The organism is Shewanella sp. SG41-3, from assembly GCF_014164545.1.
GTDB lineage: Bacteria > Pseudomonadota > Gammaproteobacteria > Enterobacterales > Shewanellaceae > Shewanella > Shewanella vesiculosa.
Window position 1 is genome coordinate 117,190 of sequence record NZ_JACJFJ010000002.1, and the last position, 17,393, is coordinate 134,582.

Consider the following 17,393-nt stretch of genomic DNA (forward strand, 5'->3'; position numbering starts at 1 on the left):
AATTGTGTTGGAATAAACGTGCTTGTAAGAAAGCACTAGGACGGGGCGATATTATAGCAAAGCCACCTCGTTTCGACAAACTTAAACGCGCTAATTTTAGCTTAATTTATGTTTTCGTGTTGTTTTACACGATTCCAGTAGTGGTCTAATTGCTCTAAGCTGTGTTGCTCTATTGGTTTTCCACTTAGGGCAACACATTGTTCAACCCCTCTGAATCGCCGTTCAAATTTATGATTGGCTTGACGCAATGCTTGCTCGGGATCAACCTTTAAGTGGCGCGCAAGATTGACCACTGCAAACAATAAATCGCCCATTTCATCGACAATTCTCGGTTGGTAAAAATCAGGATCTTGATGTCGTTGATTAACTTCTACCAGTACTTCATCGATTTCTTCATGTATTTTAGCCACCACAGGATCAAGCTCGGCCCAATCGAACCCCACTTTTGCCACTCGATGTTGTATTTTTCGTGCTCGACTGAGTGCCGGTAATGCGTGAGGAATATCATCTAAAGCGGAATGCAGTTGCTTTTGCTGACGTTCTGAGGCTTTTAATCTATCCCAGGCTTGGCTTAAATCATCGGTATTGGTGATTGCCGCAGGTGCTTGGGTTTCTGGTTGGCCAAACACATGGGGATGACGACGAACCAACTTATCACTAATACGCTCAATCACTGTGGCAAAGTTAAACATGCCTTGCTCTTGGCCTAATTGGCAATAAAACACCACCTGAAATAATAAATCACCCAGTTCATCAGGTAATTCCTGCCATGCTTTGCGCTCAATAGTATCCACTACTTCATAAGCTTCTTCTAAGGTAAAAGGCACTATAGTTGTAAAGTCTTGGGCAAGATCCCACGGACATCCTGATTTAGGGTCGCGCAATTGCTGCATAATGGTCAATAACGATTGAATATCTGCCACGATAGTGTCCTCTTTGAAATAAGTAAAAAGGCACCTTCGTTAGAGGTGCCTTGATCGCGATAATGTGATTATCTGTGTCTTGATTATCTGCGAATTACCGTCTGTTAACTAAAGTCTACGCGACTCAATCACGCCATCAACTTGGGATAACTTGGCGAGGATCCGTGATAAACCGTCTAAGTTGTACAACTCAAGTTCAACTTCTACCGTTGCGGTTTGAGTTTTCACGTCTGATGATGAACTCATGGCCATCACGTTAGACTTTTCAGCTGCCAGCACTGTGGTTAAGTCACGTAACAAACCACTACGGTCATGTGATAGCACCCTAACGCGAATTCGATAACCACCAGAGTAGTTCTCGCCCCAAATCACATCGACGCTACGTTCAGGATGAGCACGCATTAACTCTTTGACTTGCTCGCAATCGCTGCGGTGCACTGAAATTCCCCGCCCCATAGTGATGTATCCAAAAATTTCATCACCAGGTACCGGTTGACAACAACGAGCGATATGACTCATTAAATTACCCACACCATTAACTTCAACTTGGCCTTTGCTCGATTTTTTAGGTTTATGTGACGCTTTCTTGATGATGTCTTCAAGTAAATTTTCGTCTGTGTCAGCGACCTTACGAATTTTGGTGTCAGTGAAATTAACCACTTGGTTTAAGCGCAAATCGCCGCCACCGATGGCTGCCAACATGTCATCCATTGAATTTAAATTAAAACGTTCTACCGCCACCGCGGCATCTTTGATTTTTAAGCCAACGCGGGCCAATTCAGATTCAAGCATCTCCTTACCCGCAGCAATATTTTTGTCGCGATCTTGTTGCTTAAACCAGTGTTGAATTTTTGAGCGTGAACGTGACGACTTGATATAGCCTAAATTAAGATTCAGCCAATCACGTTTGGGGTTAGGCGTTTTTGAAGTGATAATCTCAATCCGCTCGCCCGTTTCCACTTGGTAAGTGAAGGGAACTATGCGGCCATCGACCTTAGCGCCGATACATTTATGCCCCACCTGCGAGTGAATATAGTAAGCAAAATCGAGCACGGTTGAACCTAAAGGTAAGTCAACTACTTCACCACTTGGGGTAAATACATAAACTCGATCTTCAAATACTTGGCTGCGGACTTCATCAACTAAATTACCGCTTTCGGCGACATCTTCTTGCCACTGCAGAATTTTACGCAACCAGTTAATTTTTTCTTCGTAACCCGTTTGCTTACTGTTACTGGCACCTTCTTTGTATTTCCAATGCGCAGCGACCCCAAGCTCGGAATCTTGATGCATTGCTTCGGTACGAATTTGAATTTCTACTGTTTTGCCTTCTGGGCCTACAACTACAGTATGAATCGATTGATATCCATTCGGTTTTGGATTGGCGACATAATCATCAAACTCACGAGGAATATGGTGCCAAAGATCATGCACAACCCCTAATGCGCCATAGCAATCTTGTAATCTTTCAGTGACGATACGTACGGCACGAACGTCAAAAAGCTCATCAAACTTGAGATCTTTGCCCTTCATTTTGCGCCAAATACTGTAGATATGCTTAGGACGACCGTACACTTTGGCGCGAATATCATCACTGTCTAAGCGTTGTTGTAGTTGAGTCACAAATTTGTCGATAAACACTTCACGATCAAGGCGTTTACCATCTAATTGTTTGGCAATGTCTTTGTAAACCGTTGGATGCAAATAGCGAAAAGATATATCTTCCAGCTCCCACTTGAGCTGACCAATACCTAAACGATTAGCTAATGGTGCATAAATATCGGCAATTTCGCGGGCTAACAATACTCGAGTTTCTTCATCGGCGTTTTTAACCGCACGAAGCAGACATACACGCTCAGCCAATTTGATGACCACAGCGCGCACGTCTTCAACCATAGCCAATAGCATTTTGCGGATGTTATCGATTTGCGGTTCTGCATCACGGGAGTTTTGACTGACTTTTAACGCGCCGATAGCATTCATGGTGACAACACTGGCAACAAGTTTTGCAAGATTTTCACCGTATTGCTCTACAATTTGCTCTTCATTGAGCACACCTGCATCGAGTAGCAGAAATAACACCGCAGCTTGGAGGGTTTCGATGTCCATATTCAACGGCGCTAAAATCTCAATCATTTCGCGAGCGCGCGCAAGCAACTCTGTATGAGCCAGCTTGTTTTTAACCGGTAAGGCCTCAACTTGCTGGATCAATAATAATAATTTCTGAGCATCATCTTTGTCGTCGAGATATCGAGCGACCCACTCATCTAATTGGAATGCTTGCGTGTTAAAATGTGCTTCGCGAACAGATACCATGAACCCTTCCTTAGCCGCATGACCGACTGACAGACATTCAACCATATTGCCACATATAAAACTGTGTTTGTATGGCGCTAACAATAACTAAACGACCTATCTTGAAGCTCTACATACGTTTGTCAATTTAATCGCGTTTAGTTGAACAAATTTTTAGCATACCTAGGTTCCGATATCGCTAAAACGGCCTGTTTATTTATCTAATTCAAATAACACCATGGCTTCAATATGATGTGTTTGTGGAAACATATCCACTAATCCGACTTTAGCAATACGATAACCATTAGCTAATAATACACTACTGTCGCGAGCTAAACTTGCCGGATTGCATGAAACATAGACCACTTTCTTAGGTTGCATTTTCTGTAACCATTGTAAACTTTCGAAGGCACCGGCTCTGGCAGGATCAAGTAACAGTTTATCAATTTTCCCCAGCCAAGGTTGCGTCGATAAATCAGCACTTAAGTCTGCATGATAAAAAGTGACGTTATCCAGTTTATTGTCGATAGCATTTTGTTTAGCTTGTTGTACCATTTCAGGCACACCTTCAACAGCGACAACCTCAGCAGCCTTCAATGCCAAAGGTAAGCTGAAATTCCCCACACCACAAAACAAATCTAAAATGCGCTCGCCTGGCTGAGGGTCTAACCACGCAATAGCTTGATCTACCATGCTCTGATTAATCGCGCCGTTAACTTGCACAAAATTACCCGGGGTAAACGAACAACGCACCGACTCCTGCGCAAGGTGGTAATAAGGTAACGTCACCGCATCATCAGTTTGTAACAAGGGATATAATTGGGTCAATTGACCGGCATCATCTTGCAATAATAAGTTAACTTGATGTTTCTCAGCAAAACCCGTTAACCAACGAATATCTGACGCGGGTAACACTTTCGTCACTCTTAATACTGCAAAATTACCGTTATCCGCTTGAGTGAGTTCAACGTGCCCCAAACTTGACCGCGCTTTGAGTTGATTTAAATTAACCGCAAATGGCGTAATTAGTGCCGATAAAGACTCTGCTAATACAGGACACTGCTGAATAGAAACAATTTTATTGCTATTGGCTGCGCGAAACCCCAGCTGCAGCCGGCGAGTGTTTTTATCAAATAATGTTGCCAGTCTGGCGCGTCGACGGTAATGCCAACTGTCACCCACGATAGGAGCTGCGACAACATCGGTCTCAACCGCTGAAGCAGTCGATGATTTACTCATAAGGTCGACTAAGGTCGTTTGTTTATGTTCGCGCTGAGCTTGTGTGTCCATGTGCTGTAAATCACAGCCGCCACATTCATAATAATGCGGACAATGAGGTTTGACTCGATGAGCAGATGCAAGCTCAATCGCAATTAACTTAGCTTTAGAGTAGCTTTTCTTTTGTTCCACAAATTGCACTATTGCCGTTTCGTCAGGCAACACACCAGGAATAAACACCACTTTGCCTTGATGCTGCGCTATACCTGCACCTAAATGGTCAAGTTGAGTCACACTGAGGCTTAGTTTTGTTGATAATTGCTTAGATTTGTTCGGTTTAGCTTGGAAAAATTGTGCCATTTCGGCCTCAGGTATTGAATAAAAAACTAGTCAAGAGTGCGCCATCTCTGGCAATCTAGACGCAATAATCGCGATTAAGTAACAGGGACATACCTAACAAACATGAAAAGTGCCAACAATATGACCAAATACAGCCTACGCTCTTGGGTTCTGGTACTTGCGTTAGCACCCACTATTGTCGTGGGTATTCTACTTGGAAGTTATTTCACGATAAACCGCTTTTATGAATTGGAACAAACCTTAATTGAAAAAGGCAGTAACATTGTCGAACCGTTAGCGATTGCCAGTGAATTTGGCATTATTAATCAAGACCGTGAATCAACTAAACTTTTACTCGCCGCCTCACAGATAAACAATGCATCCCTGATCCTCTCCATCGCTGTTTTTGATGCCAAAAACCAACTCTTTGTGACTTCGCACTATCACAAAGATTTTGAAACCATGCGTTATAAACAACCTTTGGCTAACTTGGTTGGAACAGAGCATGAAACCATTGGCGATACCTTAGTCATTCGAGTGCCAATAATATCTCATACAGGCTTAGAACTAAAACCTGTTGCCAACATCAATCGCCAGAATGACACTAATACCGATAATGCCTCGGCAAACAATGGCATGATTGCGCCGATTTACAACAACCAACAAGAAAAAATACTCGGCTATATTTCGGTATTATTAAACAAAGAAAACGCTCTGCTTGAACAACATAGAGCAGCAATAGCCGCATTTATTATCGTGTTGATTGGCGTACAGTTTAACTTATTTTTCACTTTCCGTTTAGTCAAATACGTTAACTACCCCATTACCGAAATGGTGCGAGTTGTTGCCAAAATTCGTGAAGGTAAACTCGATACTCGCCTTGAAGGAAATCTGATTGGCGAGCTCGATCTGCTTAAACGGGGTATCAATGCAATGGCAGGATCATTGTCTGAATACCACGATGAAATGCAGCAAAACATTGATCAAGCAACCTCAGATTTACGCGAAACCCTTGAACAAATTGAAATTCAGAACGTAGAACTCGATATAGCTAAGAAACGAGCGCTTGAAGCAAGCCGGATAAAATCAGAATTTTTAGCTAACATGTCGCATGAGCTTCGTACCCCACTTAATGGTGTCATAGGTTTTGCAAGACAGCTGTTAAAAACGCCACTGCATACCAGCCAGCTCGACTACATTAAAACTATTGAACGCAGTGCCAGTAATTTATTAGGGATTATCAATGACATTCTCGACTTCTCAAAACTAGAAGCCGGCAAAATGGTATTAGAGAAAATGCCATTTGCATTGCGTGAAACCCTTACCGAAACCTTGACCATTATTGCCGGAAGTGCTCAAGAAAAAGGCCTAGAATTAGTCATTGATATCGATGCCAATGTTCCTGAAAGCGTCAGTGGTGATGCCATGAGAGTGAGTCAAATTATTACCAACTTAGTCGGTAACGCCATCAAATTTACCGACAAAGGCAGTGTGATACTCAAAATCCACTTAGTGGGTCAGGACGACGATAATATTACCTTACGCTGCGAAGTTATTGATACCGGTATTGGCATTGATGAAAGTCAGCAAGAGTATCTATTTCAGGCATTTGGCCAGGCAGACTCATCGATTTCTCGCCGCTTTGGTGGCACTGGATTAGGTTTAGTCATTACCAAACGCTTAATTAACCAAATGGGCGGCCAAATAGGCTTTACCTCTGCGCCCGATAAAGGCTCAAACTTTTGGTTTATTTTACCACTGGGGATCAGTCAATTTGAAATTGGTGAAGTGCTGCCAGTGGATGTATTGCAACATAAATCAGTATTATTGTATGAACCACGAGAATTAACTCGCGACACTCTTAACCGTCGCTTAGTGTCATGGCAATTAATTATCACTAGTGTTGCCAATCCCGAAAACCTGACATCGGTTTTACAAAGTAAAAACAGCAAGTTTGATTACATCATCATTAGCTGTCATGGGTTTGCAGACAACGCAGCCTTTATTCATTTGTTACAACAAGCCAGACAGCATACTGATTGCCTTATTTTATTGCATGACTGTCTAGACCAAGACATGATAATCAATGTACTAAAAGTCAATGCAGATGTATTGCTCAACACTCCGGTTAGCGATTTTACCCTAGCACATCATTTAATCTATCCTCCAATGCCGTCAACCTTAGTGGCTTTACCTGAACAAATAAACCATGAGATTAGCAAACGCCAAAATGCATCCGTATTAGCCGTTGACGACAATATGGCTAACCTAAAGCTAATTGATACCTTACTCAAAGAGTTGGTCGATAATGTGGTCACAGTCAATAACGGCGCGGATGCGATAAAACAAGCAAACACACAAGTGTTTGACTTAATCTTTATGGATATTCAAATGCCAGGCACAGATGGCATTACCGCAACCAAACAAATTCGTTCAGGATCTCTCAATCGAAATACGCCGATTATTGCCGTTACTGCACATGCTATTGCAGAAGAACGTGAGAACATATTAGCCAGTGGTATGGATGGTTTCCTTCCCAAACCTATTGATGAACTGTCACTAAAAAGCGTTATCAGTCGATGGATAATTAAACCGAAATTCACCCATTTTGATACTCATGTGCTCAATTGGGATTTATGTTTAACCCAGGCCAATCAAAAAACAGATTTAGCATTAGACATGTTAAAGATGCTAGTTAACTCATTACCTGAAACCACCGCAACGATTAATGAGGCATTAATTGCAAAAAATGCCGAGGTACTTGTGCAAGCGGTGCATAAACTGCATGGCGCAACATGTTATTGCGGTGTACCTACGACACAAAAACTGTGCCGGGATATTGAGTCAGCATTAAAGCATAAAATTGCCATTGATGACTTAGAACCTGAAATACTAGAGTTACTTGATGAGTTAACTAAGGTAGAATCAGCAGCAAATCAAGTCATAAACCAGCTATCAGTGGATATACCCCATGACCAGTAAATCCGGTTTTTTCAAACGCCTAAAAGCGTTATCGTTACCTCAGAAGCAGCTTTTTGCTTTAGCATTGTGCCAACGAATGTTGCCTAACTACCAATTATTTTCTGAAGTGTGTGAATTTGGCCAACCGCAGGTGCTCAGTACAGCCTTAGAGTTACTGTGGCAAAGCCAGTATGACAAAAAACTTAAGTTCAATATTGACGTGCATTTACAACGCCTTGATGAAAATACTCCAGATCCTAGTGAATTTGAAGCCTATGGAGCTTACCCTGCCATGGATGCAGCAGTAGCCATTGCAACGCTAATGGGTGCAATAGACGGGAAAATTGAAGAAGATATCACTAATATCAGTAAGTTATCATCAAGCACTGTAGCAAATTACATTGAAGCAATTAGTGATGAATCATTAATGGATGAAGAACTTGATGAATTTGTATTTTCGCACCCAGTAATGGAAGAAGAAAAAGAACTACAAGGCATGTTACTCGACATTATCGAAGCTAACCCAGAAATCACCAGCGAACTGGTTAAAGGTTTACGTAAAGAGATTATCGAAGCCGGTGTGTCTAATATTGGCATTAGCCTATAAGGGCTGACTCCGATACTGCCAATAAACAACCAAGCCTGATGTTATTCAGGCTTTTTATTGAGTGTCACGCCATGAAATTTTTTATCACAGTTTCATTTTTATCCAGTCTGATAAAAAATCGATAATTGGACCTTAATCGTTAGTTATCTGGTGCAAATAGGCTCTTTCTTTGGTTTGAAGGCGGTAAGTGCACTTTTACTGAACTTGAAATATTGCCATCAGCAAAAGTATTACAGGTCAGTTTGAGCCAAAAAGTAAAAAATAAACACTCGTTTAACTTTAGCCTAATTGCATCCTCCTAGCAAAACGCAGTAAAGTGACCATATTGTCATTTTGTTAAGGAATTGCGTGGGATGTCCAGTATTCTTACCCCGCTAATCGCTGTATTTATCATTATGCTGCTTGGCAGTATTGTACAAAAATTGAGATTTTTGCCAGCCGACACCGATCTGATCCTCAATCAATTTGTCTACTACATTGCCTTTCCGGCAATTTTACTGATTGTATTAGCTGAAACACGCATTGAAGACATTATTCAATGGGGCTTTATTGGTGGCTTTAGTTTGGCGATGGTCATTACCTATGCATTGGTGATTGCTGTGTCATTGTGGCGCAAACCTAAGCAGCAAGCCGTTGCGGCAATGCGCGCCTTAAATGCCACCTTTGGCAATACTGCATTTATTGGTATTCCATTACTGAGCTTATTATTCCCAGGTAACAAAATCGCCTTAGTTGCCGCTGCCATTGCCAGCTTACTGTCGGTGTTTATGTTTGCCTTTGCCTTGGTCTCTATTGAACTGGCCAGCCGTGACAAAAAATCAACTGATCATGCCATCGTCATCATGGCGAATGCACTATGCAAAAATCCGATTGTACTGGGCAGCGTCATTGGTATCAGCCTATCGGCATTGCATATTACCTTACCAGAGAGTCTGGCATTAGTACTGCATCAAATAGGCAATACCTCAAGCCCTTGTGCACTATTTGCCATCGGAATGGTACTTGCTAAAGCGTTACGACATCAATCGTTCGCAAAAATGTTCAGTCTCGGACTTATAATAGAACTCAGTTTCATTAACTTACTCAAGTTATTTGTTCAGCCCTTGATTGCCTTTGGATTACTCAAATTCTTTGGCGTAGAGCATCAACTACTGATTATGGGAGTACTTTTAGCAGCCTTACCAACGGCAGCAAGCGTATATCTATTGGCTGAACGATACCAAATTAATGCCAATGGAAGTGCTCAAGGGATTTTATATGGCACATTAATCACCTTTATCAGTTTGCCTATAATAGAAACACTTTTAAAATCCATTGCTTAATGTTCAACCGACTCTCGACGATAAAATAGTCAATAATAATTTTACCTCAACCACTTTACTGTATATAAAATCAGTATATACTGTTTATCAATACAGTGGTTTGGTCGTTTATTGACAGGAATTCATTATGCTTTGCCAACTCAGCATCAATAATTTTGCTATCGTGCGTTTTTTAGAACTCGATTTTAAAGCCGGTATGACAAGCATCACCGGCGAAACTGGTGCAGGTAAATCGATTGCAATCGATGCACTTGGGTTATGTCTTGGTAATCGTAGTGATGCCAATACTGTCAGACCTGGCGCCAGCAAAACCGAAGTGAGTGCAAGGTTTACCCTTGTCGATGTGCCTTTAGCTAAACGTTGGCTTGAAGATAGCGATCTCGATGCTGAAGATGAATGCATATTGCGTCGAACCATTAGCAGTGATGGCCGCTCAAGAGCCTACATTAATGGTAATCCAGTTCCTGTGACACAATTAAAAGCCATCGGCCAGTTATTGATTGGTATTCACGGCCAACATGCTCATCACGCTATGCTCAAAAGCGAACATCAATTAAACCTACTCGACAACTATGCAAATCACAGACTACTACTCGATAGTGTCAGTGCCAGCTACCAACGCTGCAAGCAAGTTGAAAACGAGCTGAAGGATCTTGAGCAAGCTCAGCATGAGCGTATTTCTCGTCAACAGTTACTCCAATATCAAGTTGAAGAGCTTAATGAATTCAACTTAGGCTTAGATGAGTTTGATGAAATAGAACAGGAACATAAACGCTTAGCCAATGGCACAGATCTAATTGAACGTTGCCAAGCGGGCTTGCATTTATTGACCGAAAATGATGATGCTAATATCGAATCACTACTCAATAAAGTAGCCACTATTGCTGATACGCTTCAAGGCTACGATGAATCACTTAGCCCGATTAGCACTATGATCAATGATGCATTAATCCAAGTACAAGAAAGCGCTAGCGAAATTGAGAGTTATTTAAGTAGTTTAGAGCTTGATCCTGAACATTTCGTCTATTTAGAAAAACGCCTATCAATGGCAATGCAATTGGCGCGCAAGCATCATGTGAGTGCTGACAAGCTAGCGCTACATCATCAAGCCCTTATGAGTGAATTAGCCGAACTTGCTGACGATGAAACTAAATTAGATGAAATAAGACAACAACTTGCAGACACCAGAAATGCTTATCTAACCAATGCACAAAAACTCAGCCAAAGCCGCAGCCGTTATGCCAAGGAATTAGATAAGTTAGTGACTCAATCTATTCATGAACTCAACATGCCTAAGGGTAAGTTTACCATTCAGATTAATCATAATCCGCACAACATTTCAGTTAATGGCTGCGATAACATTGAGTTTATGGTGACCACTAACCCAGGACAACCATTACAACCGATCTCAAAAGTCGCCTCCGGCGGTGAGCTATCGCGCATTGGATTGGGGATTCAAGTGATCACGGCGAAAAAAGTTGCCACTCCAACATTAATATTTGATGAAGTTGATGTGGGTATTTCAGGTCCAACAGCCTCTGTCGTCGGACGCATGTTACGCAGTCTTGGCGAGTCGACCCAAGTGTTATGCGTCACCCATTTGCCGCAAGTTGCGGGTAATGGTCATCAGCACATGTTTGTGAATAAATTTAATAAAGGTGGCAACACAGAAACGACCATGCAGGCCTTGGATAAAGAGCAACGGGTGAATGAACTTGCACGCTTATTGGGTGGCGATGTCATAACCGAAAACACCTTAGCTAACGCCCGTGAACTATTGCAATAATCGTTACGCACTTATAAAAAGCAAATCAATATGTTAACGTAAAGTTAATATGGATTTACGGATAAATCATAATGATCAAAGTAATAAAGGGCTTGGGTGTTGTTGTCGGACTAATGTGCAGCTTACTAGTATTTATTGTTGTCTGTTTAGTGGCCATTAACGCCACAGACAGAACAAAGTCACCTAACACGCTTTTAGTTGAAACTTGGTTAAAACAACAATCGATTGACCCTGCCCAAAATGGTTTTGTATATTTGCAAGCTTTTAGCGGCACTATTGAGGATGTAACGGCTAAAGAAATGGCCACTACATTAAGTTTCAATGATGAAGAAAATCAACTATTAAGCGATTACAAAAAATCGTGTTATCAAACAGATGTAGCAAGCTGTAATGAATTTATTGAAAAAAATAACGATAGTATTTTACAAACAATTAAGGCACATAAAGCCAATATCACCCATTATAACAAGCTGATTGAAATGCCTTATTGGCAAGAAGATATTCAGTATTTAACACCTGAGAGTCTATTTAAATGGTTACCACTACTTAACTTACGAGCAATCAGTGAACTTAGCGTTTTAATCAACTTTGACGGGGCCACTAAACTTAATGCTAATGAGGCCTTGTTAACATTTTTAACTACAGATGCTCAATTCTGGAATATGGTTTATCACTCATCTCGCTCTATAGTCAACCATATGATTGCCGTTAGCGTCATCAAATCTCAACTTAACTTTGCCAGCACTGTAGCTAAGACACTCGATAGCGCGTTTGTAAATAAAGTCACCACTTGGCAAACGCCATTCGAATTAACTAACAACGATTTTGAGAGAGTATTTTCTGGTGAATGGCAGTTTGCTCATAATGTCAGAGAACAAATGCTAATTGAAGTGCAGTCTGATGAAGTCGCCTTTTATGAAAAATGGCTAGCAGATGCTTTGTACAAGCCCACAGACAGTGACAACCTTATGGCTGAGTATATTGTAAGCTTAGTAAAGGAACCGGTTTCAACGAGCTCTGCTCACACGGTCATAAAGCCTGATTACTGCTCTCTTGACAATTATATAAAGCAATTATGGATGTCACGCTACAACCCGATTGGTAAATTATTTAACTGCACAGTTTATGAAACAGATTATAAGCAACGTTTGACTAATATCAATACTGAGTTAGAGCAATTGCGCACTAATCTACTTACCGGAACATCATCTTAATAAATTCACTTCGACTGATTTTATTAAATGCCGTTAGCAAAAAAGAGCACAAATGGCTCTTTTTTGTTTTATAAATCTTTATATAAAGTGCTTAACCTGAAATCGAGATAAAGATGAGGAGGTAATAAAAATGAACTTATTTTGCCATCTCGCGCGCTAAACTTATTATTTTAACATGATTCAGCATCTTGCTACTGAATGCATCGATAACAAACCTATCAACTCAGTGAGGAAAACAAAGGACTTTTTGATAGTCGGTTGTTATCCAAAATTCAGGTTACTTATAAATAATAAACCGCAAGTTGCACCCCGATTAACGAAAATACACCCGCTAATACGTCATCAATCATTATCCCAAAACCACCATGCACTTTGGCATCGAGCCATCGGATAGGCCATGGTTTAACTATGTCGAAAAAGCGAAATAATACAAAACCAAGTGCTAACCACATAAAATCTAAAGGGGCTGCAATCATGGTGATCATCAATCCAACAACTTCATCCCATACAATAGCACCATGATCGTGCACCCCCATGTCCTTAGCAGCTTTTCCACAAATATAGAATCCAGCAAGCATGCTAATACAGGTAATGATCAGGTAATGGGTTAAGCTTAATTGTTGCATCAAAAGCACTAAAGGTATCGCAGCTAAAGTACCAAAGGTACCCGGCGCTTTTGCTGCTTTACCACTGCCAAAGCCTAGTGCCAAAAAGTGTATTGGATGGACTAATGACAGCTTTTTAACAAATTTATCTTGGGTTAATAGTCTCATAATATTCACATTAGAAATGTACAAAGCCACGTGAAATGAGGTTAAATTCCTGGCCATCATCGACTAATTTTAATTTATCACCGGCGCAGATTTGACCAATTTTAACGAATTTCACCCCAGCATGGATCAAAGCTGTATTGATTGCACCGCGCTGTGACTCAGGTACAGTAAATAACAGCTCATAATCTTCCCCGCCAGTTAATGCATAACTTAAAGCATCTTCACGGCTGAGGTTGGCTTTGATTGATTTTGATAACGGAATTTTATTTACATCGATTGTCGCTCCCACTTTCGATGCCGTTAACACATGACCAATATCGGATATTAAGCCATCAGATAAATCAATTGCACTTGTTGCAAGCGTTCGCAGTGCTTGACCAGCCAAGACTCGAGGTGTGGGGTAATAATGTCGATTAATCAGGTATTCTTTATCTTCAGTATTGACGCTTTGGGCACCTCTGAGAATATCAAGACCCAAGGCTGAGTCACCTAAAGTACCAGTGACGTATATCCAATCGCCATTTTTGGCACCAGCACGAGTCAAGGCAGTGCCTTTTATCACTTGGCCATTAATGGTGATACTGATGCTGCGCGGTCCCCGAGTCGTATCGCCGCCGATTAAGGCTATACCGTAGTATTCGGCAATCTCAAATAAGCCTTCACTAAAGCTGGCTAACCAGGGTTGATCAACGCTAGGTAGTGTGAGAGCTAAGGTAAACCAAGCAGGTTCCGCCCCCATAGCAGCAAGATCAGAAAGATTAACCGCTAACGATTTGTACCCTAAAGCATGAGCGGGGATGTCGGCTAAAAAATGAACCCCCTCAACGAGAGTATCACAAGAAATCGCAATGGATTTATTGTCTGCAGGATTCACTAACGCACAGTCATCGCCGATGCTTAATTCAACATCGCGCCTTTTTTGGCCTTTATTGCGGAAGTAATGTTCAATGAGTTGGAATTCTTTCACATTCAGTCTGGTACGGTAAACCGTCCACCTTAATTTTGAAACCATTAACAACAAATGAAAACGGTATCCGAAGATACCGTTCTGGTGTTACTTATGCTTCACTAACTTATCAAGCAAGCCGTTAACAAATTTGTGACTATCTTCAGCACCAAACGCTTTCGCTAACTCGATACCTTCGTTAATCGCCACTTTAAACGGCACATCTTTACGGAAGGTCAACTCGTAAGTTGCCAGACGCACAATGGCTTTTTCTACTGGTGACACTTCTTCAAAATTACGATCAAGATGCGGCTTTAATAGCTCATCAATTTGCGATGTTTTTGATGCTACACCAGTTAACAACTCACGAAAATAAGCGACATCAACACCGTCAGTGTTCTGTTCAGTTAAAAACTCATGTTCTACGTCAGCAACTTTGTTTTTACTTAACTGCCATGAATAAATGGCTTGAACGGCTAAACGGCGGGCCTTACGGCGCTCTGAAGGTTTCATACTTTTCCTACTATTACAGCTGTTGTTCTAGTTGTTGCAGTACATTAACCATTTCAAGCAAACTAAGGGCTGCTTCGCCACCTTTATTGCCTGCTTTAGTACCTGAGCGCTCAATAGCTTGCTCAATGGTATCTGTGGTTAATACACCAAATGAAACAGGAAGATCATACTCTAATGCAACTTGTGCAAGACCTTTATTACATTCACCAGCAACAAATTCAAAATGAGGTGTTCCGCCACGAATGACAGCACCTAATGCAATGATACCGTCAAACTTGCCACTTGCAGCAACACGCTTTGCGGCAAGGGGTAATTCAACTGCACCAGGGACGCGAACAACAGTAATGTTGTCGTCACTAACCTGGCCAAAACGCTTTAATGTGTCTATTGCACCATCAAGCAGACTTTCAACTAAAAAGCTATTGAATCGCGAGATCACGATCGCCACTTTGGCATTTTTCGCTTCGATATTACCTTGAACTACGTTCATTCTATCTTACCTAAATTAGCTAAAGCACCCGGCTCGGGGCAAAAAGAGGCGTTATAATATCACAGCCAAAAGCCCTGAGCGCTATGCAATTAATGAAATTGTTAAATTTACCACGAGCTAAAATTATTCAGCTATATAATCAGTCACTTCTAAACCGAAACCCGACAGTGAATGGTAACGTTTTGGTGAGCTTAATAAGCGCATAGTCGTAACACCTAAACTCGACAGAATTTGCGAGCCTACACCAACACGACGAGATGTTCCTTGCCACATTGCCGGCGCTGGAGATTGACCATTGTCTTCAGCTTCGAACGCTTTGACTTTGGCCAATAAGTTACTTGTATGTTCATCATTACCCAGCAACACTAAAACACCACCTTCTAAAGCAATCCTTTCCATAGCTTTTTCTAATGGCCAACTGCGCTTTTGATCACGTTCAGAATGCAGTAAATCATTGAAGGTGTTTTGTAAATGAACACGCACCAAACAATTTGATTTTACTTCATCTTTAATCAAGGCGTAATGTAATTGATTATCGATAGTGTCTCTAAAGGTCACCATAGTAAACTCACCAAAACGAGTAGGTAATTTACACTGAGCTTCGCGGACAACTGTGGTTTCGTTGGTATTACGGTACTCAATCAAGTCGGCAATAGTGCCTATTTTAATGCCATGTTTTTCACTGAATATTTCTAAATCCGGACAGCGAGCCATAGTGCCATCTTCGTTTAATATTTCAACTATCACGCCTGACGGTTCACATCCTGCTAAGCGCGCTAAATCGCAACCCGCTTCGGTATGGCCAGCACGAGTTAATACCCCGCCTTCTTGCGCCATCAATGGAAAAATATGTCCAGGCTGAACTAAATCAGAGGCTTTAGCATCTTTAGCAACGGCAGCTTGAACTGTTACAGCACGATCATGGGCTGAAATACCTGTGGTCACCCCAGTTGCTGCTTCAATTGAAACCGTAAAATTAGTTGAAAACTGGGCGTTATTGTTGGTCACCATTAAAGGTAAGTTAAGCTGCTGACAACGCTCTTTGGTCATGGTTTGGCAAATTAATCCGCGGCCATAAGTGGCCATGAAGTTGATTGCAGCTGGCGTCACTTTATCAGCGGCCATAATCAAATCACCTTCATTCTCTCTGTCTTCATCATCCATCAAGATAACCATCTTGCCTTGACGAATATCTTCAATGATTTCTTCTATGCTATGTAGCGCCATTGTCAGACCTTTATTGATTAAGTATTCGATTTAAACCTTAGGCATTAAATCTGTTTATACCGTGTGTTTTTACACTTCGGGTACTGGGTACGAATGATATTTTACGGTAACAACTAACGCAAAAAACCTGATTTAGCGAGTAATTCCATGGTCACGCCCGATGAAGGCTGTGCATGGTGAGCTTCTGGTTGCATTAATCGTTCTAAATAACGGGCAATTAAATCCACTTCAATGTTAACGCTATCACCGACTTTCAAATGCACCAGCGTAGTTTCGCCCGCAGTATGAGGCACTATGGTTAATCTGAAGCGATGACCATCAACTTCATTGACGGTTAAACTAACACCGTCAATGGTAATCGAACCTTTGTGAGCGATGTAACGACTTAATTGCGCTGGTGTTGATAGCCAAAACTCAAGCGCTTTACCTCGATAAGCACATTGCTCTACTTTTGCGATGCCATCCACGTGGCCGCTGACCATGTGCCCACCCAACCTTGTGGTTGGCGTAACCGCTTTTTCAAGATTAACCTTTTGGCCGACTTGATAATGACTAAAACCGGTTAACGCGACAGTTTCAGCTGATATATCAGCAATATAACCATCACCTAAACGTTCAACAACCGTTAAACACACACCATTAGTCGCAATGCTGTCACCTAGCTTTACATCGGTTAAATCTAGCTTACCGCTAGCAACCGTTAAGCGAATATCGTCACCTTTTCGATCAATTTTACGTAATGTGCCAAGGGCTTCGATTATCCCAGTAAACATAATGAC

The 17,393-nt window shown here is 41.5% G+C and carries 14 protein-coding genes; 5 read left to right on the forward strand and 9 right to left on the reverse strand.

Annotation, left to right across the window (positions count from 1 at the left end):
- Positions 1 to 101 precede the first annotated feature (101 nt).
- The 3 genes from mazG to rlmD all read right to left on the reverse strand — a co-directional run bounded on the left by mazG (position 102) and on the right by rlmD (position 4,796).
- Positions 102 to 923, reverse strand: coding sequence for a nucleoside triphosphate pyrophosphohydrolase (gene mazG / locus H5164_RS03825; RefSeq protein WP_182697897.1), 822 nt, complete (start codon positions 921 to 923; stop codon positions 102 to 104).
- A gap of 108 nt (positions 924 to 1,031) precedes the next feature.
- Positions 1,032 to 3,239, reverse strand: coding sequence for a GTP diphosphokinase (relA, locus tag H5164_RS03830; RefSeq protein WP_182697896.1), 2,208 nt, complete (start codon positions 3,237 to 3,239; stop codon positions 1,032 to 1,034).
- Positions 3,240 to 3,431: 192 nt separating this feature from the next.
- Complete coding sequence (gene rlmD, locus H5164_RS03835; RefSeq protein WP_182754861.1) at positions 3,432 to 4,796, reverse strand: 23S rRNA (uracil(1939)-C(5))-methyltransferase RlmD; 1,365 nt, start codon at positions 4,794 to 4,796, stop codon at positions 3,432 to 3,434.
- A gap of 102 nt (positions 4,797 to 4,898) precedes the next feature.
- On the opposite strand from rlmD, the gene barA reads away from it, so the two are divergent.
- The 5 genes from barA (at position 4,899) to H5164_RS03860 (ending at position 12,665) form a co-directional block, all read left to right on the forward strand.
- Positions 4,899 to 7,757, forward strand: coding sequence for a two-component sensor histidine kinase BarA (gene barA / locus H5164_RS03840; protein ID WP_182722030.1), 2,859 nt, complete (start codon positions 4,899 to 4,901; stop codon positions 7,755 to 7,757).
- A complete protein-coding gene (locus tag H5164_RS03845) occupies positions 7,747 to 8,343 on the forward strand; it encodes a YjaG family protein (RefSeq protein ID WP_124017589.1) in 597 nt (198 codons plus the stop codon). Before barA ends, H5164_RS03845 begins: the two co-directional genes overlap by 11 nt.
- Positions 8,344 to 8,696: 353 nt before the next feature.
- Complete coding sequence (locus H5164_RS03850) at positions 8,697 to 9,665, forward strand: AEC family transporter (protein WP_182697894.1); 969 nt, start codon at positions 8,697 to 8,699, stop codon at positions 9,663 to 9,665.
- 127 nt (positions 9,666 to 9,792) lie between these two features.
- Entirely contained in the window at positions 9,793 to 11,451 is a 1,659-nt protein-coding gene (recN, locus tag H5164_RS03855) for a DNA repair protein RecN (RefSeq protein ID WP_182697893.1), read from the forward strand.
- A gap of 71 nt (positions 11,452 to 11,522) precedes the next feature.
- Complete coding sequence (locus H5164_RS03860) at positions 11,523 to 12,665, forward strand: hypothetical protein (RefSeq protein ID WP_182754863.1); 1,143 nt, start codon at positions 11,523 to 11,525, stop codon at positions 12,663 to 12,665.
- 281 nt (positions 12,666 to 12,946) lie between these two features.
- On the opposite strand, the gene H5164_RS03865 is transcribed toward H5164_RS03860, so the two are convergent.
- The 6 genes from H5164_RS03865 to H5164_RS03890 all read right to left on the reverse strand — a co-directional run bounded on the left by H5164_RS03865 (position 12,947) and on the right by H5164_RS03890 (position 17,387).
- On the reverse strand, positions 12,947 to 13,438 hold the full coding sequence (locus H5164_RS03865) for a phosphatidylglycerophosphatase A (RefSeq protein WP_182754865.1): 492 nt from the start codon (positions 13,436 to 13,438) through the stop codon (positions 12,947 to 12,949).
- A 10-nt stretch (positions 13,439 to 13,448) separates the two neighbouring features.
- Positions 13,449 to 14,405 (reverse strand): thiamine-phosphate kinase, encoded by a 957-nt coding sequence (thiL, locus tag H5164_RS03870; RefSeq protein ID WP_165870152.1) that lies wholly within the window; start codon positions 14,403 to 14,405, stop codon positions 13,449 to 13,451.
- A gap of 87 nt (positions 14,406 to 14,492) precedes the next feature.
- Positions 14,493 to 14,897 (reverse strand): transcription antitermination factor NusB, encoded by a 405-nt coding sequence (gene nusB, locus H5164_RS03875; RefSeq protein WP_101085664.1) that lies wholly within the window; start codon positions 14,895 to 14,897, stop codon positions 14,493 to 14,495.
- Between the two features lie 13 nt (positions 14,898 to 14,910).
- Positions 14,911 to 15,387, reverse strand: a complete 477-nt coding sequence (gene ribE / locus H5164_RS03880) for a 6,7-dimethyl-8-ribityllumazine synthase (protein ID WP_011636512.1) — start codon at positions 15,385 to 15,387, stop codon at positions 14,911 to 14,913.
- 123 nt (positions 15,388 to 15,510) lie between these two features.
- Complete coding sequence (gene ribBA, locus H5164_RS03885) at positions 15,511 to 16,614, reverse strand: bifunctional 3,4-dihydroxy-2-butanone-4-phosphate synthase/GTP cyclohydrolase II (RefSeq protein ID WP_124017595.1); 1,104 nt, start codon at positions 16,612 to 16,614, stop codon at positions 15,511 to 15,513.
- Positions 16,615 to 16,727: 113 nt separating this feature from the next.
- The gene (locus H5164_RS03890; RefSeq protein ID WP_124017596.1) at positions 16,728 to 17,387 is read right to left on the reverse strand and encodes a riboflavin synthase; all 660 of its coding nucleotides are present in this window, start codon (positions 17,385 to 17,387) and stop codon (positions 16,728 to 16,730) included.
- Positions 17,388 to 17,393: the final 6 nt, after the last annotated feature.

What these genes read in the sequence shown, in the direction of transcription:
- relA (WP_182697896.1), bottom strand. Translation starts at nt 3,239, where the DNA reads ATGGTATCTGTTCGCGAAGCACATTTTAACACGCAAGCATTCCAATTA.
- rlmD (WP_182754861.1), bottom strand. Translation starts at nt 4,796, where the DNA reads ATGGCACAATTTTTCCAAGCTAAACCGAACAAATCTAAGCAATTATCA.
- barA (WP_182722030.1), top strand. Translation starts at nt 4,899, where the DNA reads ATGAAAAGTGCCAACAATATGACCAAATACAGCCTACGCTCTTGGGTT.
- H5164_RS03845 (WP_124017589.1), top strand. Translation starts at nt 7,747, where the DNA reads ATGACCAGTAAATCCGGTTTTTTCAAACGCCTAAAAGCGTTATCGTTA.
- H5164_RS03850 (WP_182697894.1), top strand. Translation starts at nt 8,697, where the DNA reads ATGTCCAGTATTCTTACCCCGCTAATCGCTGTATTTATCATTATGCTG.
- recN (WP_182697893.1), top strand. Translation starts at nt 9,793, where the DNA reads ATGCTTTGCCAACTCAGCATCAATAATTTTGCTATCGTGCGTTTTTTA.
- H5164_RS03860 (WP_182754863.1), top strand. Translation starts at nt 11,523, where the DNA reads ATGATCAAAGTAATAAAGGGCTTGGGTGTTGTTGTCGGACTAATGTGC.
- H5164_RS03865 (WP_182754865.1), bottom strand. Translation starts at nt 13,438, where the DNA reads ATGAGACTATTAACCCAAGATAAATTTGTTAAAAAGCTGTCATTAGTC.
- nusB (WP_101085664.1), bottom strand. Translation starts at nt 14,897, where the DNA reads ATGAAACCTTCAGAGCGCCGTAAGGCCCGCCGTTTAGCCGTTCAAGCC.
- ribE (WP_011636512.1), bottom strand. Translation starts at nt 15,387, where the DNA reads ATGAACGTAGTTCAAGGTAATATCGAAGCGAAAAATGCCAAAGTGGCG.
- ribBA (WP_124017595.1), bottom strand. Translation starts at nt 16,614, where the DNA reads ATGGCGCTACATAGCATAGAAGAAATCATTGAAGATATTCGTCAAGGC.
- H5164_RS03890 (WP_124017596.1), bottom strand. Translation starts at nt 17,387, where the DNA reads ATGTTTACTGGGATAATCGAAGCCCTTGGCACATTACGTAAAATTGAT.